Source organism: Armatimonadota bacterium, assembly GCA_018268395.1.
GTDB lineage: Bacteria > Armatimonadota > Fimbriimonadia > Fimbriimonadales > Fimbriimonadaceae > JAEURO01.
Map to the genome: position 1 here is coordinate 611227 of JAFDWQ010000001.1, position 25680 is coordinate 636906.

The window sequence follows — 25680 nt, forward strand, 5'->3', positions numbered from 1 at the left end:
CGTGCCGCCCGTCAGCCGCCTAACCGAACAACGACGACTGGACCGCGTCGACCTTGGCCGTCGCGTTGAAGCCGCCCTCCAGCATGTGGCTCGCGAGGCCGATGCCGAACACGGTCGCCATCAACAGTTCAGGGTCGTTGAACGGCGAGTCCTTCCGCGCCTTTGAGGACGGAACTTGATCGGACAGCAACTGGAGCCATGCCGCCCAGAGGGCCTTCAGCTTCTTGCGGAGTACCGGATCGGAGACGCCCGCCACGTACAGGCCCGCGAGCACTTTCACGAACCGGCTCTGCTTGCGGCAATAGGCTTCGGCCAGGGCCAGCTCGTTCTCGACCATGTCCCGGGGGGACGCGGCCCCTTCCTGGAACCGCTCCCGGTCTTCCTTAAGGATTTGGAGCGCGTAGTCGGCGACGCCCGCCAAAAGGTCGGACCGTCGTCGGAAGTAGTAGTGGACGGTCGCATGGTTCACTCCCATTTCGGCGGCGACGGTCCTCGCATGGACCTCCTCCAACCCTTTGGTTCCCATGAGCCCGTAGGCAGTGACCAAGACCTCCTGTCTGCGATCAGCCATAGCATCCCGATTGTCCACCGGCAGGCCCACCGTTGTCAACCATAAGGTGGTCGAGTTTCGGGCCCTCGGGGCTCGACTTTCGACGGTCAAGCCCCAGTGTAGGACGCACGCTTAGGCTCACAATGGCCGGGTGCAGCCCTATCCGCGAACGTGGGCGGACGTCGATCTGCCCGCCCTGGCGCACAATCTGGCCGAAGTCCGCAATCGCGTCACCGACCCTAAGGTCGGCATCGCGCTCGTGACGAAGGCCGACGCGTACGGTCACGGGCTTGTCCCTGTCTCGCGGTACGCGCTTCGCAACGGCGCGGACTGGGCGGCGGTGGCGACCGTCCAAGAAGGGATCGCCCTGAGGGACGCGGGGATCGAGGCGCCGATCATCGCCTTGTCCCCGATCCTCGACATCGAAGCCGAACAGGCCGTCTTCTACGACCTTGACGTCCTCACGGAGAACCTGGACACCGCCCGTGCGCTCGATGCGGCCGCCCGATCTGTCGGCAAGCCCGGACGCATCCATCTCAAAGTCGACACCGGCCTGCACCGTTTCGGGTGTGATCCGGAACAGGCCGTCGCCTTGGCCCTCGCCATCCGCGAGATGCCCGATCTGAAGCTCGTCGGCATCTGTCAGCATTTTGCGGACAGTTCGCGCGATCCGGCCTTCACCCGGCTCCAGATCGACCGTTGGCTCGAAACGCTCCAGGCGTGCGAGGAAGCCGGTCTCTCGTTCGAAATCGTCCAAGCCGCCAACAGTGCAGGAGCCGTGCGGCACCCTGAAGCATGGGGGACGCTCGTCCGGGTCGGGATCATCGGCTATGGTATCGATCCCTTCGACCTTCTCGAGGGTGCGGCCAAGCCCGTCCTTCGATGGACGGCACGTCTCACCGCGATCCGGGAAGCGTCCCAAGGCGACCCTGTCGGGTACTCGGGCACATGGGTGCTGGACCGCGACAGCCGCCTCGCCACGGTCGGGGCAGGTTACGGCGACGGCTATCCGAGGACGCTGAGCAGCAGAGGCGTCGTCGAAGTCCGTGGGCGTCAGGCCCAAGTCGTCGGCCTTGTCTGTATGGACCAGATCATCGTCGACGTGACCGACATCCCGGACGCGACGATCGGCGACGAAGTCCTGTTGATCGGTGACTCCGTCCAGGTCCCGCTCCTCGCCAAGCTCGCTGAGACCAACTCCCACGAGATCGTCACCCGAATCATGTCGCGCGTCCCCCGACGCTATCACTATTAGCGCCGTCGCCCGTCAGGGCCGGCATCCGCTTCCGGCGGCCGTTCGTCTCTTGGGTCACGGGTCGGACCCGCCCGAGGTATCGTCCCTTCACGCCCGCCCCTCCGAAGATGTCTTCGACCCGCGAACTCGCCAAAACCGACCAGATCACCGCCCTCGGCGTCACGCAACCCCCCGAGATCCTCGTGGAGTGCGAAGCGTTCACAGGTTCCCTGGCGACGCTCTTCTTGAGCGTCCGCGAGGGCCAGGTCGACCTTCTTGGCGTCCCGCTCGCGCCCGTCTGCGAGGCCTATCTCCTTTACGTCGTCGAGAGCGCACGACAGGACATCGACCGGTCTTCGGCGGCCCTCGCCGTGCTCGCTTATCTTCTCGAACGTAAGGCCTGGGCGCTGCTGCCGAACGAGGACGAGGAACCGGAGTCAGAGGAGGGCGTCGAGCGGGCCGAGCCGTGGATGCACGAGTTCGCCCCTGCGATCGAGGCCCTTCGTGAACTGGCCGAAGAGCGCGGCCAAGTGTTCTTCCGTCCCCCTGAAGGCCGTACTTCCAGCTATGAGCTCCCGATTGACATGGGCGACGTCAGCCTGTTCGACCTCGGGCGAGCCTTGTCCCGCTTGCTCGCCAGGGCCCATCCCGATCCTCCAGGGGCTTCCCGTGGCCCGTCGCGCTCGCTGAGCGAACAGATGAAGATCGTGCTCGGCGTCCTGGCCGTGGAGTTCCGCCCGCTCGACAAGATCGTCACAGGAGAGTTCCGTCGCAGCGAGGTCGTCTGGTGGTTTCTCGCGCTGCTCGAACTCATCCGCCTCTCCCAAGCCCGGGTCAGGATCGCCGAAGGCGAAGTCGAATTCGCTCGGGCGGTGGCTTCATGAGCGTCCTTCGGCACGTGGAGGCCCTCTTGTTCGTCGCCGACTCGCCGGTCCGGCCGGAAGACCTGGCCCGGGCGATCGAGTGTCCCGTGTTCGAAGTCGAGGAGGCGCTCGATAAGATCGGTGCGCGCCTTCACCACGATTCCGCTTTGGAACTCGTCCGGATCGCAGGTGGGTTTCAGATCTGCACCAAAGCCGAGTACGCGATGACGTTGGCCCGGTTCGCCAAGCCTCAGAAGCAAAAGCTCAGCCGCAGCCTCATGGAAGTCCTCGCCATCGTGGCCTACCAGCAGCCGGTCACGGCTGCGGAAATCGATGCCGTTCGCGGCGTCGACAGTTCCTATGCCCTCCGCCAGCTCTTGGACAAGCGGCTCTTGACCGAGGTCGGCCGTAAAAAGGCGCCAGGTCGGCCGCTCCTGTTCGGTACGACCCAGCAGTTCCTCCATGCGTTCCGACTCGACGACCTTTCCCAGTTGCCGCCCGTCGAGCGGGCCCTTCCGCAGACGGTCGGAGAAGGATCGTTGCCCGACCAGGCTTCTTTCGCCCTGGAATGAAGGCGCCCCGGTCGCGAAACGAAGGGTCATAATGGTCGTCATGACGAGACGGCCCCCCTCGGACGTGATCCGGCTCGCCATGGCCCTTGTGGCGTGCGGGGCTGCGGCCGTTCCCGCAGCCGCGAAGCAGCCGCAATCTTATGCCGGGCCGATGATCACGGCCTCGGCCGCGGTCGTCGTCGAATGCGAATCAGGTCGTTTGCTCTTTGCGAGAAACGCCGACCTGAAGCGGCCGCCCGCCAGTACGACCAAGATCATGACGGGCTTGCTGCTCGCCGAAACGTGTCGGCCGGACGAAACGGTGACCGCGCCCGCCGACACGCAGTCCGTCAAGGAGAGCAGCATGCACCTCATGCCTGGAGAGCAGATCCGGGCCGAGGAGTTGCTGTACGCCCTCATGCTCCGGAGCGCGAACGACGGGTGCCACGCAGTGGCCGTCCATGTCGCCGGGTCCGACGAGGCGTTCGCCAAGCTCATGAACGAGCGGGCCGCCAAGATCGGATGCCGGGACACGACGTTCGTCAATCCCCACGGCCTACACGATCCGCGCCATCTCACCACGGCTTATGACTTGGCCCTCATGGCCCGCGAAGCGATGAAGAACGAACTGTTCGCCAAAGTCGTGAGAACCCAGAGGAAGACCGTCGTGAGGAGCCTTAACCTCAAGGACACCGTCATGGTCTCCCGCAACAAATGGTTGCCCCTCGATCCGACCGCCCTCGGCGTCAAGACCGGCTACACCAAACCCGCCGGACACTGCTTCGTCGGATGCGCCGAGCGCAACGGCATGAAGGTCGTGACCGTGATCCTCGACAGCAAGGACTGGGTGAAAGACCAGGAGGAACTGACGGAGTGGAGCTACCAGAACTGGGAGCTCCGGGATGCCGTCGAGGCCGGAACGGCGTTCGACGCCCCCGTCAAGGACGGTACGTCCGAGTCCGTTCACGGTCGGGTCGATAAGGGGTTGACCCTGCCGTTGCCGACACAAGGCGGCGTCGACGTCGACGTCCAGTTCGTCCCGACCCCAGGACTCCAGGCTCCGGTCCGCGTCGGCGACGAGATCGGCGCCGTTCTCGTCACGTACGAGCGTCAGCGTCCCGTCCGGATCCCGGTCTTGGCCGACCAGACGGTCGGACAGCGGCCCGCCCTGGCCGGGATCGTGACGAACCCGGCCGTGATCGGCGGCTTCGTGGCCTTGGGAGGGGCCGCGCTCGCCATGCGTCTTCGCTCGCGACGCATGGCAGAGTCCTTTGTCCGCTCATGAGGCTCCACCGCTACATCGCACAGTGCGGGGTCACGTCCCGCCGTAAGGCCGAGGAACTGATCCGCGAAGGCGTCGTAGCCGTCAACGGCACGGTCGTCACCGATATGGGCGTTACCGTCGATCCTGATGCGGACACGGTCGAGGTGGAGGGCCGGACGATCACTCTGCCCCGGCCGGTCTACGTGCTGTTCAACAAGCCGCGCGGCGTCGTGACGACACTCTCCGACGAACTCGGCCGTCCGACGGTCCGTGACTACTTCCCGCTCGCCGATGCCGGCTTGAAACCTGTCGGCCGCTTGGACATGGACACGGAAGGCCTGCTGATCCTCACGAACGACGGCGACCTGGCGGCGCGTCTGACCCATCCCCGCTACGGTGTCGAAAAGGAGTACGAGGCGACGGTCCGGAACCTCCCCGACGACCGCGACCTCGCCCGGCTCGAAAAGGGCATCCGGATCGACGGGGCCGTCACCGCTCCGGCCCGTGCCGACGTGATCAACTATGACGAGAAGAAGGGGCTGGCGACCGTGACCCTCGTGATCCATGAAGGCCGCAAGCACCAGGTGCGCCTCATGTTCGAAGCGGTCGGGCATCCGGTCGTCGCCCTGCGCCGTACGCGTATCGGAAAACTGAGGGTGAAGGGCATGACCTCCGGCGAGGCCCGCAGGCTGGGGGCGAAAGAGGTCGAGACGCTTCGCAAGGCCGTGGGCTTGGCCTGACCGTTCTGGAGCGCCGTCGTTCCCCACGAAAGCCTGCGGGCCCCGGTCCTGGAGCCAGGTTTGTCTGGATCAGGCGAGGACCCGCGATGACTTCAGCGTCTTGACGCCGCAGGACCCGTTCACCGAGCGTTCGCCCTGCGATGGGCGGAGCAGGTCGCGGACCTCGCCCTCCCGTGGAGCGCGGACTTCAGTCCGCTGGATCCCGGGCTTCAGCCCGGCGAGCGTGCGATGGGCCGAGCAGGTCGCAGAACTCAGTCTTCCGGATCGTGGGCTTCAGCCCACACCAGCATAAGCCCGGATGCAAAATCACGACACCACATAGCCGACGTCTGTCGACAAAATCGACGCATGCGCTCGACGTCGGCGGCCCACGAGAGCTATTCGAGCCGAGGCTACCTGCCGCATTGGGACGTGCCCGGCGCCGTCCAGTTCCTGACTTGGCGGCTTCACGACTCATTGCCGCAAGAGGTTTACGACCGCCTGATCCGGCAAGCGGCCTCCAAAGGCGAGGACGTCCGGCCAAAACAGGTCGAAGCCTTGCTCGACAAGGGCTACGGGCAATGCTTGCTCGCGCGACCGATGGCCGCCATAGCCGTTCAGCACGTGCTTTTCGACGACTTCCCGGATATCAGCTTCACGCTTTTTGTGTGATGCCGAACCATGTCCATGCTGTCGTGACCGTTCCTGAACAGACTCGGCTTTGCGATTTCGTCCAAGCCCTCAAGGGAAGGAGCGCCCGCCTCGCCAACGAGGCCCTTGGCAGGCGCGGCAGACTCTGGCAACCGGACTACTTCGACCGCGTCGTCCGGGACGAAGCGCACTTCGTAAAGGTTGCGACGTACGTCGAGCACAACCCTGTGACGGCTCGGCTCGCCGTTTCAGCGAGCGGGTACGCCTTTAGTTCGGCCTATCCGGCTAACGAAGCGAAGCTTGTCGCTTGGGCAGAAAAGCGCCGGGCTGAAGCCGACGCTCCATAGCGAGAGATCGTTCCAGAAGGGCGATGAGGCGGACGTGATCCAAGGTCGCCGGGCTGAAGCCCGGGCTCCAGCGGACTAAAGTCCGCGCTCCGTTGACGGGAAGTCCGCGTCCTATGGCTTTCGAAGACCGGATGCACCGGGCTGAAGCCCGGGGTCCTGCGGACTAAAGTCCGCGCTCCAGCCCCGAAGTGTCCGCGCTCCAGTCCCGAGAAGTCCGCACACCCGTACGCTCCGTGGACCCAATGCGGACTGAAGTCCCCGCTCCGAGGGGGCACCATACTCGGGCGACATGCCCAACAGGCTCGCGAACGAGGCTTCCCCCTACCTCTTGCAGCATAAGGACAACCCGGTGGACTGGTGGCCGTGGGGCGAGGAAGCTTGGGCACTGGCGCGGGCGGAACAGAAGCCCGTCTTTCTCAGCGTCGGCTATTCGAGCTGTCACTGGTGCCATGTCATGGCCCATGAGAGCTTCGAAGACGACGAGGCGGCCCAAGCTCTTAACGGGTCGTTCGTCAGCATCAAACTCGACCGCGAAGAGCGACCAGACGTGGACGAGGCGTACATGACGGCCGTCCAACTCGCCCATGGGCACGGCGGGTGGCCTATGAGCGTCTTCCTGACGCCGGACAAGAAACCCTTCTTCGCAGGGACATATTTTCCGAGGGAATCGAGGGGCGGCCATCCCAGCTTCCTCCAAGTGGTGAACTCGTTGGCCACGGCTTGGCGGGAATCGCGGGCCGACGTCGAGCGGACGGCCGACGAGTTTGCGACGGCCCTCGCCGGGGTCATGGAGCGGAACTTGCCCGCATCGTCGGGTGTCCTTGACGTCCAGCTTCTTGACCGTGCGGTGGAGGCCTTTCATCAGGATTTCGACCATGAGCACGGCGGGTTCGGGGACCGGCCCAAGTTCCCGCCCCATGCCGCGCTCCTCTTCCTGTGCGACTACGCCCGGTACCGGCCAGACCTGCCAGGCGATTCCGGTGAACTGCCCGGCCAAGCCGCCCTCATGGCCCTGCTCACCTTGGAGAGGCTGGCCCTCGGGGGGATTTACGACCATGTCGGTGGAGGCTTCCACCGGTATTCGACCGACGACCGCTGGCTTCTTCCCCACTTTGAGAAGATGCTCTACGACAACGCGCAGCTCTTGACCGCCTACTCGGAAGGCCGCAAGCTCGCGGGCGACCCGAGGCTTCAAGCCCTGTTCGACCGTACGGTGGAACGGACGTCGGACTGGATCGAAAGGGAGATGACGGCGGAGTCTGGCTTGTACATGTCCGCGCTCGATGCCGACAGCGAGGGGGAAGAGGGGCTTTACTACCTGTGGACGACAGGTGAAGTGGACGAAGCCCTGACCGACCGTGCGCCCGGCTTTGCCGCGACGTTCGGTCTGACCGCGGGCGGCAACTACCTTGACGAAGCGACAGGCCGCACGACGGGACGGAACGTCCTGAACCTCGAAAGGGACGTGGAGGGTCTCTTCGAGTCCGAATTGGACGCCTTGCGGAACGCAAGGTCCGGACGGGTCCGGCCGGGAACCGATCACAAGTGTCTGGCCTCCTGGAACGGTCTGACGATCGGGGCGATGGCACAGGCGGGACGCGTCACAGAGGCCGTCCGAGCTTCACGTTCCTGGCTCGGGTTCCTCGAGGACTCAGGACTTCCCCACATGGTGACCGACGGACGTCCAAGCGGTCAGCCCTTCCTTGACGATCTCGCCTTCCTTGCCGACGGGTTCCTTGACCTTGCCGATGTCACGGAGGACGACACGTGGCGATCGGCAGCAATGCGATTGGCCCGCCAAATGGTGGAACGCCACGGCGGTCCGTCCGGCGGGTGCACCTTCACGGCCCACGACGGAGAGGCCTTGTTCGGCCGTTCGAAACCGTTCATGGACAATGCGACCCCGAGTCCGAACGGAGTGGCGGCAAGGGTCTTCCGGCGCCTCGGACTTAGCACAGAGTCCCGAGCCGTCCTGGACGCGGGTCTCGGTTGGATGGAACGCGCGCCCGCAGCGACGCCGACCCTTTTGCGGGAAGCCCTCCTCGCCTTGGTCTCCGCAGGGGGCGTGGCGGGCCGTTCGGAACCTGCTCGTCCGACCCAGGACGCACAGATCGGAGTGACGTTGGTCCCGAGAGAGCTCGAGCCCGACGACGACGGTTTTGCCTATGCGGAGATCGTGCTGGACATCCCAGAAGGCGTTCACGTCAATTCGGACGATCCCGCGGCGAAATGGCTGGTCCCGACCGACGTCGAGGTCGATGGCGCCTACGCCGAGGCGGCCTATCCCGAAAACAAGGACGGGACGTACCGTGGCCGGACGGTCATCGGCCTGAGGATCAGAGCGGCAGGCGCCCAAGGGCGGTTCGAAGTCCGCGTCCGGTTCCAATCGTGCACGGAAAGCGAATGCTCACTGCCCGAAGTGCGGGTCGTCGAAGGACGGCTGAAGTAGAATCCGCCCCATGAAAGTGCTGGTTGCCGACAAGTTCGAGAAGAGCGGTCTCGAGGGGTTGAAAGCTCTCGGCTGCGACGTCGTGAACGAGCCTGACCTGAGCGGGGAGGCTTTGGCCGCCGCGATCAAGGAGCATCGGGCTGAAGTGTTGATCGTCCGGAGCACAAAGGTCGACGCTTCGATGTTGGAGTTCTCGTCGCTCAGCCTGATCATCCGGGCCGGAGCAGGCTACAACACGATCGACGTCGCGGCCGCGAGCGCCCAAGGCATCTATGTCGCCAACTGCCCGGGCAAGAACGCGCAAGCCGTCGCCGAACTCGCGTTCGGACTCGTTTTGAGCCTCGACAGGCAGATCCCCGACAATGTCGCCCAGTTGAGGCAGGGCAAGTGGAACAAGAAAGGCTTCAGCAAGGCCAAGGGGCTCTATGGTTCGACCATCGGCCTCGTCGGAATGGGTCAGATCGGGCAGGAGATGATCCCTCGGGCGAAGGCGTTCGGCATGTCCGTGGTCGGCTTCAGCCGCTGGATGACTGCCGACGTCGCCGCCGCTCTCGGGATCGGGCAGGCGCATTCCTTAGAGGAACTGGCCCGACAGTCGGACATCGTCAGCGTGCACGTGTCCCTTCGGCCCGAGACGAAGGGTCTTTTGGACAGAGCCTTCTTCGACGCGATGCGGCCCGGAGCGCTGTTCGTGAACACGAGCCGAGCCGAAGTCGTCGACCAGTCGGCCTTAGTGCAAGCCGTCAAGTCAGGACGGATCCGGGCCGGCCTGGACGTCTTCGAAGGCGAACCCACGGGCGGAGAGGGAGACTATGACGGCGAACTGAAGGAGCTGCCCGGCGTTTACTGTACGCACCACATCGGCGCCTCGACCGAGCAGGCTCAAGAGGCCGTCGCCGCAGAAACGGTCCGCATCGTACGCGACTACCGCAACACGGGACACGTGCCCAATGTCGTGAACATCGCAAAGGGTGAGACCGCCACCCACCTCCTCGTGGTCCGGCACAAAGACCGCGTCGGCGTGCTCGCGTCGGTTTTGTCGTTCCTTAAAGAGGACGGGGCGAGCGTCCAGGAAATGGAGAACATCGTGCTCGGTGGCGCCCATGCCGCGATCGCTCAGATCTCTGTGGACAAGGAGCCTTCTGAAAGTTGTCTCGGCCGCATCCGGACGTCGCCCGACGTGTTCTCGAGCAATTGCTTCTCCATCGCGAAGTGACGGGCTAAACTCCACCTTATGTGGACGATCCTGGCCGGCGTCGCTTTGACGGTGGCCGCACCCGATTTGCACCTCGTTCCGACACCGAAGACGGTCAAGGTGCGGGAAGGGGGGTTCAGCATGGTCGGCCGCTCACCGGTCTGGGTGTGCAACTCCAGTCCCGACGACGCCTACGCGGCGGAGATGATCATCGCAGACTCTGCGGGCAGTTTCCGGTGGCGCGACCGCAAGACACAACCGTACGTCACGGTCGGTCGGACGACGGACGCTGCGATCGCCCCGAAGCTCCGGCTTCTCAACCTGAGCTTGCCCGCCGACGCCGGGAAGGACGCCTACATCGTCAGCGTCCGGCCGAAACAGATCGTCTGCGCAGGCAAGTCGGCTGCAGGCACGTACTACGCCGTCCAGACGCTGCGCCAATTGATCCGGGCGAACATGGACGGCTCTTTGATCCCCAGCGTCGACATCGTGGACTGGCCGAGCCTCGAGATGCGGGGTTGGCAGGACGACGTGAGCCGCGGACCGATCCCGAACTTGGCGTTTCTGAAGAAGCAGGTCAAGGAACTGAGCCACTACAAGCTGAACGCGTTCACGCTTTACACGGAGCACGTCTTCCGGCTCGAAAAGCACCCTCGTATCGCTCCGAAGGACGGCCTGACCGCGGACGACATCAAGGATCTGGACCGCTACTGTAAGAAGCACCATGTGCAGTTGATCGGCAACTTCCAGAGCTTCGGCCACTTCGCAAACATCCTGAGCGTCAAAGGCTACGAAAAGCTCGGAGAGACGCCGAACGTGATCTCGCCCGCTAAAGAGGAGAGTTATGCGTTCTTGAAAGACGTCTACGACGAGATCGCTCCGGCGTACACCTCCAAATTGTTCAACATCAATTGCGACGAAACGTACGGTCTTGGAGAAGGTGCGAGCAAGGAGATGGTCAAGAAGGACGGGCTCGGAAACGTGTACGCGAAACACATCAACCGGGTGAACGACCTTCTCAAGAAGCACGGCAAGACCTGCATGATGTGGGGCGACATCGCCTTGCAGTATCCCGACATCAGGAAAAACCTTCCCAAGGACCTGATCGTCCTCACGTGGGGCTACCACCCGGGTGCGAGTTTCGTCGACCAGATCAAGCCGTTCACCCAGATGGGATACAAGTTCCTCGTCTGCCCCGGGGTTTCGTGTTGGGGCCAGATCTACCCGGACCTGGACGCCGCGACGGTCAATATCTCGAACTTCGTCCGTGACGGAGCGGCCAACGGTGCCATGGGAATGTTGAACACGACCTGGGACGATACGGGCGAGAACCTGTTCAACAACAATTGGTTTCCTCTGGTCTGGGGCGCCGAAGTCTCCTGGACGCCCGCACCCGACATCAGCGATACGGTCGTCCCCATGAGGAACGGGATCAACGGGACGGACCTGACGCGACAACACGTGCCTCATCCAAGGGTCGCGTCCTTTAACGAGGCCTTCCCCCGCCTCTTTTACGGATTGAAGGACGGCAAGCTGTCCCGAGCTTTTTGGAGGCTGTCCCGGCTGCGGGCGTGGCCCCTTACCAACGGATTGTCCGACCAGGCGTTCTGGCGCGCGCCGTGGGACACCGATCCTCGAGTGGCCGCTGCCGCTGCCGACCCCGGGTTCGCCAAAGAGACATCGGACGTCCTGTCCATGATCTTGAAGGCGAAGGCCGAAGCGTCGCGCAACGCCGAGACCCTCGACGCGGCCCTGGTCGCAGGGGCCAAAGCAGCTTATCTCTTCGCACAGGCGAAAGTGGTCGCGGAGCTGCCGAACTTCATGAAGATCGCGCCGGCCTCCAGGGCCGAGTCAGCACGCGAAGCGGCCGAGTCGTTAGCGTCCCAGCTCAAAACGCTACGGTCCAAATACGAAGCGGCTTGGAAAGCCGAATGTCGGCCGTGGTGGTTGGACCGGAACCTTGCCAAATTCGACAAGGCGATCGCAGACACGTCGTCCCTGGCGACCGTTCCGCTGTTAGAGCCGAACGGAGGGAGCTTCAGCGGCAAGACCGAGGTCAAGGTCCTCTCCATGGACGAATCCGGCGAAGTCCGTTATACGCTCGACGGGAGCGAGCCGACCGACGCGGCGCATTTGTACACCGGACCCGTCCAATTGGAGAAGTCGGCGAGGCTACGGGTCAAGCGTTTTCTTCCGGGCGGTGTCGCGACCCCTTCGGTCATGGCCTTGTTCACCCGGATGACCCGTCCCTGCAAAATCGAGACCCCTTGGACGGCCTATGGCGACCATGCACCCGGTTTGGCCTTCGACGGGCTTGACGATACGTACTTTTGGTCGTACGGCCAACCGTCGGCAGGTTCGTCGTTCACGGTCGTGTTCGACGAAGCCGACCTGGTGCCCGGCCTCACCGTGACGACCGGGCATCCGGACCACCCCGACGACTACGTCCACGAGGGCGTTCTCGAAGTCTCGCCCGATGGGCAGAAGTGGCGGGAAATGGCGAAGTTCGAGAAGGGTGTCGCCAAAACCGGCATGATCGGGTTCAACGTGAAGGCCGTCCGGATCCGGTTGACGAAAGACAACGGGAACTGGCTCGTCGTACGGGAGATCGCGATCCCTTAGCGGGCAAGGCACCATGTCGTCCGTTCGCATCATCGGGGCGCCGCTGCCCCTTATCCCGTGGCAGGAACGGCCGTCCGGGTGCCTGGACGCCGTTTGGCGGTACGACCGTAACCCGATCGTTCCCCGCGACGCGACGCCAACGAGCAACAGCGTCTTCAACAGTGCCGCGGTGCCGTTCGGCGACGGGTTCGCAGGGGTGTTCCGGTGCGACGACCGCCGACGCGAAATGCGGCTTCACGCCGGATTCAGTCCGGACGGGGTCTCATGGGACATCGACCCCGATCCCATCGTCTGGGACGTTCCGACAGGAGTCGAAAAGCCGGATTACGGCTACGATCCGCGGGTCTGCTTCCTCGACGGCCGTTATGTCGTGACATGGTGCAACGGATGGCACGGCCCCACGATCGGGATCGGTGAGACCGACGACTTCCGGTCGTTCCGGATGATCGAGAACGCGCTGCTTCCCTTCAACCGCAACGGGGTCTTGTTCCCGCGCAGGGTCCAGGGCCGTTACATGATGCTCAGCCGTCCGAGCGACAACGGCCACACGCCGTTCGGCGAGATCTTCCTGAGCCAAAGCGACGATCTAGTCCATTGGGGTCGCCACCGCTGGGTGATGAAGCCGGAACAGCCTTGGGAAAGCACGAAGATCGGTGCCGGGCCTGTTCCGATCGAAACGTCGGAGGGATGGCTCTTGATCTACCATGGCGTGCTGACGAGTTGCAACGGGTACGTCTACCACTGGGGCGCGTGCCTTCTGGAGTTGGACGAACCGTGGAAGGTGAAAGCCCGTTCAGCACCGTACTTGATGTCGCCGCAACTCCCCTATGAACTGTCTGGCGACGTGCCGAACGTCGTGTTCCCTTGCGCGGCGCTGTGCGACCCCTCGACTGGGCGGATCGCGGTCTACTACGGCGGAGCGGACACGGTCACGTGCCTAGCGTTCACAACGGTCGACGACATTGTCCGAGCCGTTCGGAGTTCGTCCTAGCGGCACTGTGGTGCAGGCAGCCCGCCTGTAAGACGTAGCCGGCGGGTAGCCGACTGGATGCAGGCACCGCGAAGGTCGCATTCGGCACCCGACAGGTCCTTCCTTTTGTGATGCAGGATACGGGCCTGCACGACAAGTCAGGCCCGTACTCAAACCCGGACCTTGGCTTCGTCGACCAGCCAACAAGCGCCTTCATGTCCGGCTTCGAACGCCAAGAGCCCGGGCTCCACTTGGCACCGGTCGTGCCGGAAGGAACACCGGGGCGAGAACGAGCAACCTTCGGGCATGCGTCCGAAGTCCGGCGGCTGCCCCGGGATCTGGGCCAGACGGTCTTGACCCCGGCGCGGCATCGCATGGAGCAAGGCTTGAGTATAGGGGTGGCACGGCGATTGCAGCACTCGCGCGACCGTTCCGGTCTCCACGACCCGTCCCGCGTAGAACACGGCGACAGTGTCGGAAACGGAGCCGATGACGCCGATGTCGTGGGAAATGAGCAAGACCGCCGTCCCCGACTCGGCCTGAAGCTCGTTCAGGAGGTGGAGGATCTGGGCCTGGAGAGTGACGTCGAGAGCCGTCGTCGGCTCGTCCGCGATCAGGACTTTCGGGTTGGAAGCGAAGGCGCAGGCGATCACGACCCTTTGACGCTGCCCCCCGCTCATCTGATGGGGGTACTTACGGGCCGATTCGGGCGGGGCCGGAACCCCGACCCGCCGCAACATTTCGACCGCTTTGGCCCGACCGGAAGACCATGACAGGCCTTGGTGGAGGCGGTACACCTCTGCGATCTGGTCGCCGACCCTCATCATCGGGTTCAAAGCCGTGAACGGGTCTTGCATCACGAGGGCGACGTCTCGACCGCGGACGTCGAGCCATTCCCGCTTCGACAGCGTGTTCAAATCGCGGCCCTCCAGGAGGATCCGGCCCCGTGTGACACGTCCGGCGGTAGGGAGCATCCCCATGACCGCAAGGCCGGTCATCGACTTGCCGCAACCCGACTCGCCAACGATCCCAAGGGTCTTCCCAGGTTCGACCGAGAACGAGACCCCGCGCAGGACCTCGGTCGGACCGAAAGCGACGTGAAGGTCTTGGACTTCCAGCATGGACATGCCAGAAGCATGATACTGCCCGAAGTCGGGTCAGGGACAACGATGAAGGACGGCCCGTAGGCCGTCCTTCATGGTCGCGTCCGGTCCGTCGGGACTTAGTGGACGTAGGCGTCGATCGAAGCGAACTTGCTGCTCGTGATCCTGGTGCCTCGGTTGTACTTTTTGGTCCAGTAGGTGTTCCAACCCGAATGGGCGGCCACGATATACCGGTCGCCACCGATGAACCGGTAGACGCCAGCCCCGCTGTCGCCGCTCTCGGTATCGATCCAGTAGTACAGGCGGTTGGTGGTCTGGATTTGAATCGGGTCGCTGTCGTACCACTGCGTCCCGTACGGCTTGTCACCGGGGTAACCGCCGATCGTCGCTCCGGCACCCTCGTTGTCACTGACGGACGCGAAGCCGTACCAGCCCGTCAAGGACCCGATGTTGCTGGACAGGCGGACCACGGCCATGTCGTGGTCATAGTTCCCCTTGCTCGTGAAGTCCGACCAGTACAAGACGTTCGTGCCGGAGGCCGAGCCGAACGGAAGCGTCGTCCCGTCTTGTCCCGGATAGACGCGGACGTTCGTGGCGAACCCGCCGTGCGAACCGTCGTACACGACGTGGCAAGCCGTCAACACGTCGTTCTTGTCGATCAGGTTTCCTGAGCCGCTGACGGTGTAGCCGTCCCGGAACGTGGACACGATGCGGCAGCGGGCACTGTTGGGGAACGACGTGGTGCTGGACACTTCGGTACGGTCATCGGACCCGAAGACGTCCTGAATGGTCTGTTCGTTCCCCGTACCACGGTCGGCTCCTCCGGCGTCGTCCGACGTCCGGAACCCTTTATGGAGCGTTCCAAACGATGTCGTCCGTGTCGACGGGTCTGACCCGCAGGTGTCCGAGAAGCGGGTCGAGATCCTGGCTTGGATGTCGAACGACCAGGCTTCGGGCTGAGAGACAGGCGCATTCGACGGGCCCATGACCGAAGGGCGAAGGGGCCCTTTCACGGAGGGCGACGACTGAGCCGAGGCGACAGAAGTCAGAGCGAGAAGGGCGCTGAGGACGAGGGTGGTTTCGAGGGTGGTTTTCATTGTCCGTGATCCTGGCGGAACCCGCGTCGGGCTCCGATGACGACATGGTTCCGCACCGACCGTTACAGGTTCGTTACGGGCACGACCGGCCTTTCGGTATGTTCACTGGGCCCGGATCAAGAGCGTCCATCCGTTCTTGCTTTGACCCTCCGGGGTATCCTCGTGCCCATGTCAACGACTATCAGGGTCGTCATTTGCGATGACGAGGCGGGTTATCGCAGTGCGATCCAACGGACGCTGACGCTGATGCCCGAATGCGAGGTGATCGGCGTCTGCAAAGACGGGCAAGAGGCCCTCGACCTCTGCCTGTCCGATCCGCCCGACGTATTGCTGACCGACATTAACATGCCGCGCATGGACGGCCTCGAGCTCATGAGGCGCCTCCTGCGCAAGGAGAAGGACGTCAGGGTCGTCGTCCTCACGATCAACGAAGACGACGAGACGGTTTTCGAAGCGATCCGGTCCGGAGCCATGGGCTATCTGCTCAAGACGTCCACTCCCCAAGACGTCATCGAGGCCATCCGGCTCGCCAACCGGGGTGAATCGAAGCTCACGCCCAAGGTCGCATCGAAGGTCCTCGACGATTTCCGCCGCGTCAAAGACGATGATGAGACGGACGACACCGAGCTCTACGTCCTGAGCGACCGCGAGACCGAGATCTTGGAGCTCATCGCCAAGGGCATGCGCAACAAGGAGATCGCCCTGCACCTCTCCATCGCCGAGAAGACGGTCAAGAACCACGTCTCCAACATCCTTAAAGCCCTTCAGGTCAACTCGCGTACAGAAGCCGCGATGAAAGCCGTGAAGGCGAAGTTGGTCCAGGGAAACTGAGCCGGCCTCCTTCCTTCGACGACGAAGATTGAAGGAAGGAGGCAGAGCCCGCGACCAGGGTCCGCTCGTGGCGGATCCTGGTCTTTTTTTGCGCCCTACTCCTTGAGGGGTTTGTCCACGACGGGCCGCTTGGCCGCATTGGCCAAGTCCCAACCGGTCGCGAAGACCGTCCGGGCGACCTTGCTCATCTTCTGGAAGTCGATCTTCTCGACGTGGTCGCTGACCCGATGGTAGTCCTCATGGACGCCGTCGAAGTAAAAGATGATCGGCACGCCCTTTCGAGCGTAGTTGTAGTGGTCCGACCGGTAGAAGATCCGCTCCTGATCGGCCGGGTCGTCGTACTTGTAGTTGAATTTGAGCTTAAGGAAGTCCGCATTGACAGACTCGCTCGCCTTCTGGAGGTCCGTGCTCATCTTCGTCGATCCGACCACGTAGATTTCGTCAGGACCGGTCAGCACCTTATTGGCCGGGTTGGTGTCGCCGGCAGCCTTACTCCGGCCGATCATGTCGATGTTCAGCTGGGCGACGACGTTCTTCAAATCGATGGTCGGGTGTTCGACGAAGTACGAGGAGCCCCACAACCCTTTCTCTTCTCCACAGTGCCAGACGAAGACCAACGACCGTTTCGGCTTCGGACCGGTCAAGAACGCATGAGCGATCTCGAGGATCGACACCGTTCCGGAACCGTCGTCGTCGGCGCCGTTGAAGATCCGGTCGCCCGACCCGGTCGTCCGCATCCCGACATGGTCGATGTGGGCTCCAAAGGCGACGTACTCGGCTTTGAGTTTCGGATCGGAACCAGGGATGACCGCGACCACGTTTTGCGTCCAAGCCGTTTCGGTCGTCTCGGTCACTTTGAACTTGACACTTTTACCGGAAAGCTCGAAGGCGCTCTCCGGTGCCGCCCGACCTTTCAGGACGTCGTCCACGGCCACGCGTTCGCCGTCGAACATCGCCCGAGCGACGTCAGGCGAAACGGTCACGGTCGGAACTCCCGCCGGTTCGCCGTCCTCCCCGCCCGAGTCCGGTGCGAAACCGCCCATGTTCTGGCGCGTGCTAGGCGACCAGGAGCCGGCGTACCCACTGTCGGCCACCGTCACGATTCCTTTCGCGCCGAACCGTGAAGCGGCCATGGCCGGGGTCAGGAAATCCGTTCCGGGCGTGCCCTGCATGTCGCGGAACGACACGCCTTCCGGCATCCCCATCGCCGTGACCATGACCTTGCCCTTCAAGTCGATCCCTTTGTAAGGGTCGATGCCCTTGGCCTTGACCATATAACCGTGCCCGACATAGACGAGCTGACCGTCCACGTCCCCGCCGGACGACACTCTGAAGATGCCTTCGCCGTACTTGAACGTTTTGCCGCCGAACTCTAACGAACTCTGGTCCGGTTCGCTCCGCGAACGGCTCAATTTGATCTTTTGGAAGAACGTTCCGTTGTCGCCCGCCGGGCTCGCGCCCCAAAGCTTCAACTGGCTTACGACGTATTTGCAGGCCGTGTCCAGCCCGCGAGACGGCGTGTCCCGTCCTTCGAGTTCGTCGCTGGCCACCAGCTCCAAATGGGCTTGGAGCCGTTCCGGAGTGATCGCGGCGTGGTTTCCGTGTTTCGATTGGGCGACGGCGAAACCTGCTAACGATGAGAGCAGGACAGGTGCAAGGATCCGAGTCATCTTCAAGGCTCCCTCAGCTTACTCGTGCAGAACGCCGGATCGTTCCGGATTCTTGAGTTCAAATCCGTGTGCATAATCGGCCGTGACCTTCGAGGAACTCATCCAAACCGCCTCGGAAAAGAACCGTGACCACTTGGAAAGGGCCAGGACGGCCGTCACGGGCGTATCGGAGTGGGACTTGAACCATAAGCCCGCGTCTGGCGACTGGAGCCCGGGGCAGATCTTCCGCCATTTGGTCCTCTCGAACAATCCGTACCTCGCCCTGCTCCCTCAGGCGACGGCGAAGGCTCCCTCGGCGGCGACCGGCATCGTGCGCCATACCAAGATCGGCGGATTCATCGCCCGTCAGGCCGGGCCGGGGACCAACGCTCCGGCGCCAAAGCCGATGGTTCCGGAAGAAGGCACCTTCGGGGCGTCGACCGTCGAGGAGTGGATCAGCGGTCAAGAGCGCCTCTACGAAGCGATCCAAAACTGCCGCGGAAAAGACCTGAACGCGAAAGTCCTTCGCAACCCCATGTTAAAGCTGTTCGCGATGTCCCTTGGCGACGTCCTGGAGATCCTCACCGTGCACACGGAGCGACACGTGCTGCAAATCGAAGAACGGCTCCACCACGCCGGACTTCCGTCTTGAGAAACTCCGGATGAACAAGTCGTCACCGACGGTCGTCTGATCACGACAAGGGACGGCGCTTTCGTCCCGCGAGAGGAAAAAATGATCATCCGCGCGACACTCTTGCTCGGTGCTGCCCTAGGGACTTGTGCCGCGGCACACGCCGAGACTCGAGCCATCGAGGGACACGGTTTCGCCAAGAACAGGGCGAACCAGACGATCAGGTTCGACATGGCCGTTTCCCAGGTCGATGACGCTGCCGCTCAGGGCCGGATCGAATTCAAGTGGAGGAACGGAGCCCGCGAGGTCACGGTCACTTGCGCTCGACCGAACGGAGTGAGGGTCGGGCCCCGCGAGGCCCGCACCTCCGGGCGAGCGGTCATGACCGTCCGGGCGAACGGGAACACCGTCAAAACCGAAGGAGAGGTCTTCGTCGCGGCCTTTGATTCGGCGGACAACGCCCACCGAGACCGTGTGCGGTTCCGGTTCGTCCGAGACCCGTTCGGATCCCCTGAAGGCGACTTCTTCTTTGAAGGCGAGGTCGTCGACGGCAACATCGTCGTCCGCAAGTCTTAACTTACGGTCGTCACACTGAAGTCTGGTCTTGGACCTGACTGGAGAGGAGCAAGAGAGGCGCCCCCGATCGAGGGGCGCCCTTGCTGTTCCAAGATCAGTCTACGGGCACCGGCGAGATTCGCAGGACGGCCGAGACCTTGGCCAGTTCAGCCAGTTTCTTGCCATCGATCGTCCCGAAGACCACCTTGAGCCCCTTGTCTTTGTCCTCGATCTTCAAGCCCGCTTTTTCCAGTGCCTTGAGAACGTCGGTCGAGACGTCGGTCACCTTGACCTGGACCACGACCGGCCCGGACTTCTTATGAAGGCTCGAGTCGACCTTGACGAGCGGGTCGAGCCGGCCGGACTTGATCGCTTCGTTCGTCGACTTGAGGTCGAGGGACAGGCCGTTCTCTTGCTGTTCCGCCGACTTTGCCTTACCGAGCATGGCCGTGGTCGAGGGACGGCCGGCGACCGGGGACCCTGGGCCGGCACCGCCTCCTCCGCCGCGGGCGACGCCGAACGTCGACCTGTTCGATGAGTTCGCACGGCCCTCGTCGGTGTCGGAGCCCATCGTGACGCCGTCCGTCATCTCGACGGGCACAGCGACCTTCCTTTGCTTGCCACCGACGTTCACGACCTTCTGCTCGACAGCGACGAAGGACGTGTACTGGGTCATGATGCCGTACTTCAGAGAGAGGTCGATGATCTTGTTCTGGCCATCGGTCCGCTGTTGCGGCGTCGATTTCATCGAAGCGAGCCAGTCTGTCCGTGTCAGGTCGTCCACCATCCTCCGCGCCCACAGCGACGTCACGCCGGTCCCTGCGTTCGGGGAAGGGCCGAAATCGACCGCGACGACACGCTTCCAAGGCCCGGCGCCCGTCCGTCCGGTGACGGTGACGGTCCCCTTACCTGCGGCAAGGTACCGTCCGGTCACGACGACCGGTCGGCCTGCAAAGAGATCTTCGAGGTTCTTCGGAGACACGTCCGCGACCTTGACGCCGTCGAATTGGACGGAAACGTCGGTGAGGACCGGAGACTGCGTGCGCTTCAAGAAGTTCGCGACCGCCGTGTCCGCGTTCTCGGCCAACGTTACGGTTTCAGACGCCCCGCGACCTTCCGCGCTCATCGCGTCGATCAGGAAGCGGTTGACCCCGTTCCCGATTCCGAACGTGAACATGCGCGAACGGTCGCGGTACTTCTGGATACGGTCGAGGATTTCGAACTCGTTGCCGATGAAGCCGTCCGTGTTGAAAACGACGAGCTTGAGGCGGTTGCCCGTAGGCGGCTGCGCCAGTGACATTTCGATCGCAGGCAAGAACTCCGTCCCGCCGTTCGCGTCCAGTCCGTTGACGAACGCTTTGGCCTCGGTGACGTTCGCCGGCGTGTTCTGCCTGGCCTCGGGCCAAAGCTTCCTGGCCCCGTTGCTGAACGCCACGACGTTGAAGGTGTCCGTCGTCCGCATCGCGTCGATCAACTTGGTCGTCAGTTCTTTGGACTTCTGGATCGGGAAACCGGACTGACTTCCACTCTGGTCCATGACGAACACGACCTCGCGCGGACGGACGATGTCAGACGGCACGTTCACCGGTGGGCTCAAGACGAGGCAGAACGAGCCCGTCCCGTCTCCGTGACCGTGCGTCACGAGTTGCTCTCGAATGCCTTGGCCCTTGGTCCGGTACTTCAAGATGAAGTCTCGGTTCGGAATCTCGTCCTTTCGCTTCAGTTCGACGACGGCCGCGTTCTTACCGACGCGTTTCGTGTCGACGTCATGGAGGACACTGTTCACGCCTTCAAGTTCGGCCCCGGCGTCAAGATGGACGGTCAGCGAGACCGCCGCGCCCGAGCGGACGCCCGGCGCCAAGGTCGGAGGGCTGACTTTCTCTGGATCTGGGGTCAACGCCGGCAAGTACCGGGGCCCGACCACCATAGGGAAACTGAATTCGAACTGCCCGTCCTCGAACTTCAGGGTCTGGACGTAACTGATCTCGACTTCGACCGTCGCTCCGGGCAGGATATTGGCGACGTTTTGCGTGAAGACGTTGGGGCGCTCTTGGTCGAGCAAGCTCGCGACCTGCCCTGAGGCACGGGCGTTTTCGTAGATCTGACGGGCTTCTTCACGACGCTTGATCTGGCCCACGATGACCCGTCCCGCAACGTTCATCCGCATCCGGTCGACGGCCGCGTCGGCCGCCATCGGAAACGTATAAACGGCCTCGATCGGTGTCCGTCCCGGGTTTTGGAACGTTTGGACCAACGTGACCCGGGCACTGATCCCGGCGATGTCCACCGAGACGTTGGTGCCCTTCAAAGGCGCAAGGACGGTCGGTCTCCGGTCCTTATCAAGGATCGTCAATTGCCCGGGCACGGCATAAGGGTCGGTCTGGGCGGACTGGCCCCACGGGGCGAGGCAAATCGCGGCTATCGCATGGAACAACATGGTTTCCCTCTCTTCTGAGTATCAGATGAGTGTCGGACGCCACGGTTTCGTTCAAGGTTACGTTTTCGGCGGTCCGGATCGGTGCCGGAAAGATCACGGGGGTCTTCGGACGGACGTCCGTCGTATACTCGCCCCTAAGATGTTTCGTCGATCATTGTCGATCGTCGCTTGTGCCGCGCTTTCGACCTTCGCACTGTCGCAACACGGACTCTACGCGGACGGGACCGACGTCTCGCGCGGCCCGATGCCTGGCGAGCTGCCGCTCGACGCCCGGATCCAGGCCGATCCTCCAAGTACGGCCCCGCCGACCGGGCCCGTCCGTTGCGTCGCCGAGTATGAGCCGATGGAGGGCATCATCGTCGCTTGGGAAGGGACTTCGGCGCAGAACGCGATCCTGACCGCGATGGCCAAGGAGTTCACCAGCGCCGATGGCGACGCCAACGTCTATGTCCTGGTCGACACCGCCTCGGAACAGAGCTCGGTGAGCTCGGCCTTCGCGTCGGCCGGCGTGACGATGTCGCGCGTGAAGTTCCTCGTCACGACGACGGACTCGATCTGGTGCCGAGACTACGGCCCCCGTTACATTTATCAGGGCGGTTGCCGTGCGATCGTCAAACACACGTACAACCGGAACCGACCGAACGACAACGTCCTCTCCTTTGCCTATGGCAACTACCGCGGACACAGCGTCTATCAGATCCCACTGGTCCATGGCGGCGGCAACTACCACTTGGACGCCACGGGCCGGAGTTGGGCGACACGACTGATCGCGAACGAGAACACGACGAAGACCGAAGCTCAGATCGTCCAACTTTGGAAGGACTATCAGAACGTCCAGACGACGTTGACCGACCCCTTCTCCACGTCTGTGGACAGCACGCAACACATCGACATGTGGATGCAGATCATCGGCGACGACAAGGTCATGGTCTCCGACTGGCCTCTCGAGCCGGGTTCACAGCAGGACGTCGTCTGCGATACGACCGCCTCGCTGATGTCCGGGCTGGGGTACCAGGTCTTCCGCTCGCCTGCGTTTCGGAGCGGGGGCACCCATTACACGTACACGAACGTCGTCGTCTGCAACGGCGTCGTGATCGTGCCGAGCTTTTCGACCGGAAGCTACAACGCCCAGGCGCTTGCGGCGTGGCAACAGGCGATGCCCGACAAGCGGATCGTGCAGGTCAATTGCCAAGCGCTCGTGACCTCGGCCGGCGTCGTCCATTGCGTCGTCATGCACGTTCCGCGCTACCTCGGGGCCTCGGGGCTGCCGAAGGCCTACGTCGCGTCGCCCAACGGTGGCGGTTCGTACGCCCCGGGAAGCACGCAGTCCGTCCTTTGGGCGGCCGACGACCTGGACCGGGTGACGTCGGTCGACGTCTACCTGTCGACCGACGGAGGCGCGACGTATCCGACATTGGTGACGGCAGGACAGGTTTCTGACGGCTCGTACGACTGGACCGTTCCCGACGTGTTCTCGACGTCGGCGAAGATCAAGGTCGTCGCCCATAACGCCAGCGGCCTTGTCGGCGACGACGTCAGCGACGTCGCCTTTGCGATCCTCGGTGCCGACCGCCGGACGCCTACCGACCTGTCCGTCGTCCAAGGGCGGGCGGTCTCGGGCGGAACGTCGGCACTGGCCGTTCAAGACCAGGTCTACGCCCGGTTCGACGTGAAGGCGCCGCGACCTTCGACCGACGTCCGGCATTCAGTCGTCGAGATCGTCGCCGGGACGGCGACAGCCGTCCCCGGCCCGGCGACGATGAGCGCGACCGTTGTCGCCAAAGCGATCCGGCCGAGTCAGGCGACGCTCAGGCTCAAGAACTGGACGACGGGACAGTGGGACGAGATCGCGCAGTTCACCCTCGGGACGACGGACACGGTGACTTCCCTGTCGGGCATCGCTCCGGCCGGCCACGTCCGGTTCGATGGTCGGATCGAGGCCGACCTGACCGTCCGTGCCGATTCACCGCTCTCGGAGAGCGGGCAGGTCAGTGTCGACTTCCTCCAGTTCGTTCTCAGGCCTTGAGCCTGTTGGCCTTCGACCGGGTCATCGTCGAGTTGAATCCGCGCAAACAAAGCCTTTCGTCCGGATGCAGGTTTCCGGCTTCGACTTCGTCCGTCCCGGCATGGATCTGGGCGAGAACCGTCTTACGGACCTTGTTCGAGCGGTTGGGTAAGGATCCGTGGATCAGGCAATAGTGGAAGAACACGACGTCCCCAGGGGACGCTTCCAAGGGTGTCGCCCGTTCGATCGGAAACTCCTCGATCAACGCATGTCCCCCGCCCATCGCCTCGTCTCTGCGTCCCAAGCGGTGCGTCCCTGGATAGACCCTTAAGCACCCCATTTCGTCCGTCGCCTCGCTGACATGGACGATCCCCGCCGTCATCGTGTCGGCCAGGGTCGGGAAGTAGCCCCAGTCCTGATGCATCGGGAACGGCGCACCGAGTTCGGCCGGCTTCTGGAAGAGTTTAGAGTGGTGCAGGACGATGTCCGGGCCGACGATCGCCTCGGCCGCGTCGAGGAACGCCGGGTTCAAGAACGCCCTTAACCAAGCGCCTGAATACTGCTGCACGTTGTGGGTGTGGAGCACGACGGTCCCGGCCGCCCCCATGCGGTCCATTTCGGGACCGCTCCAACGGGCGTTGACGTCCTCGTCCGTGCCCAAAATCTGAGCCACGATCCGGTCGAACTCCGCTTCAAGCTCCGCGGTCTCGGCGTGCGAGTACACCGCCTTCGCCACGTAGAACCCGTGCTCGTCGAAAAACCCCTTGACGTCCATAGCCCGATTCTGGACCGGGAGCGACCGCGGCGCCGAGTCAGTCCTGGACAAGGCTCGGATCGTTGCTCGGATAGCTTCCCAGGATCGACGCTTCGAGGGCGAAACCCTGGATCGCCTTGATCGCGGTCTCGACGTTCCCGTCCGAGCGGTGACCGGCGCAGTCCACGTAGAACAGGTACTCGAACGAGGCCCGTTGGGCGGGACGGGACTCGATCATCAGGAGGTTCACGTGGTGCTCGACGAACGCACCAAGCACACGGTAGAGCTCGCCAGGGCGGTTGCGGAGGTTGAAGAGGAGCGTCGTCTTGTCTTTGCCCGTCCGCGCCGGCTCGTTGAACCCGAGGACCACGAACCGGGTCCGGTTGTTGGGGCTGTCTTCGAGCCGCTCGGCTAAAAGCGTCATGTCGAGCAGCTCGACCGTCATGGCGTTGACGATCGCCGCCCCGTCAGGGTCGGCCTTCGCCATCTCTGCGGCACGGACGGTCGGGGCGACGCTGACGATTTCGGCGCCCGGAAGGTGGGCAGCGATCCATTGACGGCACTGTGCGGCCGGTTGCGGCCCGGCGTAGACCCGTTTGATCTGGGCCAACACCGCACCGCCCGATGCCAAACAATGGTGGACGGAGACGAAGGACTCGTCGCAGATCTTGACGTTCGTCTGAGGGAACATGTCGAGCGTCTCGGGCACGACCCCTGCGATCGAGTTTTCGATCGGGACGATGCCGTAATCGGCGCGCCCCTGGTCGACAGCCTGGAACACGGACTGGATCGACTCGACAGGCACGCATTCGGTCGAACGGCCGAACGTCTGGACCGCCGCGATGTGGGAGTACGTACCGGGCGGGCCCCAAAAGGCGACGGACATCGGCTTCTCCGCTGCTCGCGCAGCGCTGATGATCTCACGGAAGACGGCCGTGACTTGGGCGGGTTTGAGCGGGCCCGCCTCGATCTTCGAGAGCCGTTGGAAGATCTGGTGCTCCCGCTCCGGGGTGAAGTACGGCTTGTTCTGGTCTCCCTTGAGGGCCCCGATCTCGCGGGCCAGTTCGGCACGGCGCCCAAGAAGGCCGACGATCTCGTTGTCAACGGCATCGATCTCTTGTCGGACGTCGTCGACCGACCGCTTCGGACTTGACCCGCTCATGCGTCCGATTATGGCGGTCGGCTTCTGTTAGAATAGAACCA

22 protein-coding genes are annotated in these 25680 nt (G+C 63.4%); 15 read left to right on the forward strand and 7 right to left on the reverse strand.

Translation table 11 applies throughout. The features are described 5' to 3' along the window. Positions 1-19: 19 nt before the first annotated feature. On the reverse strand, positions 20-571 hold the full coding sequence (locus JST30_02730; protein MBS1713234.1) for a TetR/AcrR family transcriptional regulator: 552 nt from the start codon (positions 569-571) through the stop codon (positions 20-22). 130 nt (positions 572-701) lie between these two features. On the opposite strand from JST30_02730, the gene alr reads away from it, so the two are divergent. The 11 genes from alr (at position 702) to JST30_02785 (ending at position 13436) form a co-directional block, all read left to right on the forward strand. After that, complete coding sequence (gene alr / locus JST30_02735) at positions 702-1805, forward strand: alanine racemase (GenBank protein ID MBS1713235.1); 1104 nt, start codon at positions 702-704, stop codon at positions 1803-1805. Between the two features lie 107 nt (positions 1806-1912). Further along, positions 1913-2668, forward strand: coding sequence for a segregation/condensation protein A (locus tag JST30_02740; GenBank protein ID MBS1713236.1), 756 nt, complete (start codon positions 1913-1915; stop codon positions 2666-2668). Further along, complete coding sequence (scpB, locus tag JST30_02745; protein MBS1713237.1) at positions 2665-3219, forward strand: SMC-Scp complex subunit ScpB; 555 nt, start codon at positions 2665-2667, stop codon at positions 3217-3219. The genes JST30_02740 and scpB overlap by 4 nt, the downstream gene beginning before the upstream one ends. Positions 3220-3259: 40 nt before the next feature. After that, complete coding sequence (locus tag JST30_02750; protein MBS1713238.1) at positions 3260-4483, forward strand: D-alanyl-D-alanine carboxypeptidase; 1224 nt, start codon at positions 3260-3262, stop codon at positions 4481-4483. After that, positions 4480-5202 (forward strand): rRNA pseudouridine synthase, encoded by a 723-nt coding sequence (locus JST30_02755; protein MBS1713239.1) that lies wholly within the window; start codon positions 4480-4482, stop codon positions 5200-5202. Before JST30_02750 ends, JST30_02755 begins: the two co-directional genes overlap by 4 nt. A 348-nt stretch (positions 5203-5550) precedes the next feature. Then, positions 5551-5853: a hypothetical protein gene (locus JST30_02760; GenBank protein MBS1713240.1), complete on the forward strand. Its 303-nt coding sequence runs from the start codon at positions 5551-5553 to the stop codon at positions 5851-5853. Further along, on the forward strand, positions 5850-6179 hold the full coding sequence (locus tag JST30_02765; protein MBS1713241.1) for a transposase: 330 nt from the start codon (positions 5850-5852) through the stop codon (positions 6177-6179). The genes JST30_02760 and JST30_02765 overlap by 4 nt, the downstream gene beginning before the upstream one ends. A 289-nt stretch (positions 6180-6468) precedes the next feature. Continuing rightward, positions 6469-8628 carry a DUF255 domain-containing protein gene (locus tag JST30_02770; GenBank protein ID MBS1713242.1) on the forward strand — a complete coding sequence of 720 codons (2160 nt, stop codon included), beginning with the start codon at positions 6469-6471 and terminating at the stop codon, positions 8626-8628. A gap of 10 nt (positions 8629-8638) precedes the next feature. After that, the gene (locus tag JST30_02775) at positions 8639-9844 is read left to right on the forward strand and encodes a hydroxyacid dehydrogenase (GenBank protein ID MBS1713243.1); all 1206 of its coding nucleotides are present in this window, start codon (positions 8639-8641) and stop codon (positions 9842-9844) included. An 18-nt stretch (positions 9845-9862) separates the two neighbouring features. Then, positions 9863-12445: a family 20 glycosylhydrolase gene (locus JST30_02780; protein MBS1713244.1), complete on the forward strand. Its 2583-nt coding sequence runs from the start codon at positions 9863-9865 to the stop codon at positions 12443-12445. A 13-nt stretch (positions 12446-12458) separates the two neighbouring features. After that, on the forward strand, positions 12459-13436 hold the full coding sequence (locus JST30_02785) for a glycoside hydrolase family 130 protein (protein ID MBS1713245.1): 978 nt from the start codon (positions 12459-12461) through the stop codon (positions 13434-13436). A gap of 149 nt (positions 13437-13585) precedes the next feature. Here the strand turns inward: JST30_02785 and JST30_02790 are convergent, their stop codons facing one another. After that, positions 13586-14542 carry an ABC transporter ATP-binding protein gene (locus JST30_02790; GenBank protein MBS1713246.1) on the reverse strand — a complete coding sequence of 319 codons (957 nt, stop codon included), beginning with the start codon at positions 14540-14542 and terminating at the stop codon, positions 13586-13588. Positions 14543-14637: 95 nt separating this feature from the next. Further along, positions 14638-15615, reverse strand: a complete 978-nt coding sequence (locus JST30_02795) for a trypsin-like serine protease (protein MBS1713247.1) — start codon at positions 15613-15615, stop codon at positions 14638-14640. 168 nt (positions 15616-15783) lie between these two features. Here JST30_02795 and JST30_02800 point away from each other — a divergent pair, with 168 nt between their 5' ends. Then, positions 15784-16446, forward strand: coding sequence for a response regulator transcription factor (locus tag JST30_02800; protein MBS1713248.1), 663 nt, complete (start codon positions 15784-15786; stop codon positions 16444-16446). Between the two features lie 95 nt (positions 16447-16541). On the opposite strand, the gene JST30_02805 is transcribed toward JST30_02800, so the two are convergent. Beyond that, the gene (locus JST30_02805; protein ID MBS1713249.1) at positions 16542-18116 is read right to left on the reverse strand and encodes a M28 family peptidase; all 1575 of its coding nucleotides are present in this window, start codon (positions 18114-18116) and stop codon (positions 16542-16544) included. An 82-nt stretch (positions 18117-18198) separates the two neighbouring features. On the opposite strand from JST30_02805, the gene JST30_02810 reads away from it, so the two are divergent. After that, on the forward strand, positions 18199-18747 hold the full coding sequence (locus tag JST30_02810; protein MBS1713250.1) for a DinB family protein: 549 nt from the start codon (positions 18199-18201) through the stop codon (positions 18745-18747). An 81-nt stretch (positions 18748-18828) separates the two neighbouring features. Continuing rightward, the gene (locus JST30_02815; GenBank protein MBS1713251.1) at positions 18829-19302 is read left to right on the forward strand and encodes a hypothetical protein; all 474 of its coding nucleotides are present in this window, start codon (positions 18829-18831) and stop codon (positions 19300-19302) included. A gap of 94 nt (positions 19303-19396) precedes the next feature. On the opposite strand, the gene JST30_02820 is transcribed toward JST30_02815, so the two are convergent. Beyond that, the gene (locus JST30_02820; protein ID MBS1713252.1) at positions 19397-21718 is read right to left on the reverse strand and encodes a VWA domain-containing protein; all 2322 of its coding nucleotides are present in this window, start codon (positions 21716-21718) and stop codon (positions 19397-19399) included. Between the two features lie 139 nt (positions 21719-21857). On the opposite strand from JST30_02820, the gene JST30_02825 reads away from it, so the two are divergent. Next, complete coding sequence (locus tag JST30_02825) at positions 21858-23744, forward strand: agmatine deiminase family protein (GenBank protein ID MBS1713253.1); 1887 nt, start codon at positions 21858-21860, stop codon at positions 23742-23744. On the opposite strand, the gene JST30_02830 is transcribed toward JST30_02825, so the two are convergent. Next, positions 23734-24498, reverse strand: coding sequence for a phytanoyl-CoA dioxygenase family protein (locus JST30_02830; protein MBS1713254.1), 765 nt, complete (start codon positions 24496-24498; stop codon positions 23734-23736). The genes JST30_02825 and JST30_02830 overlap by 11 nt on opposite strands. 37 nt (positions 24499-24535) lie before the next feature. Continuing rightward, the gene (gene pheA / locus JST30_02835; GenBank protein ID MBS1713255.1) at positions 24536-25639 is read right to left on the reverse strand and encodes a prephenate dehydratase; all 1104 of its coding nucleotides are present in this window, start codon (positions 25637-25639) and stop codon (positions 24536-24538) included. Positions 25640-25680 lie beyond the last annotated feature (41 nt).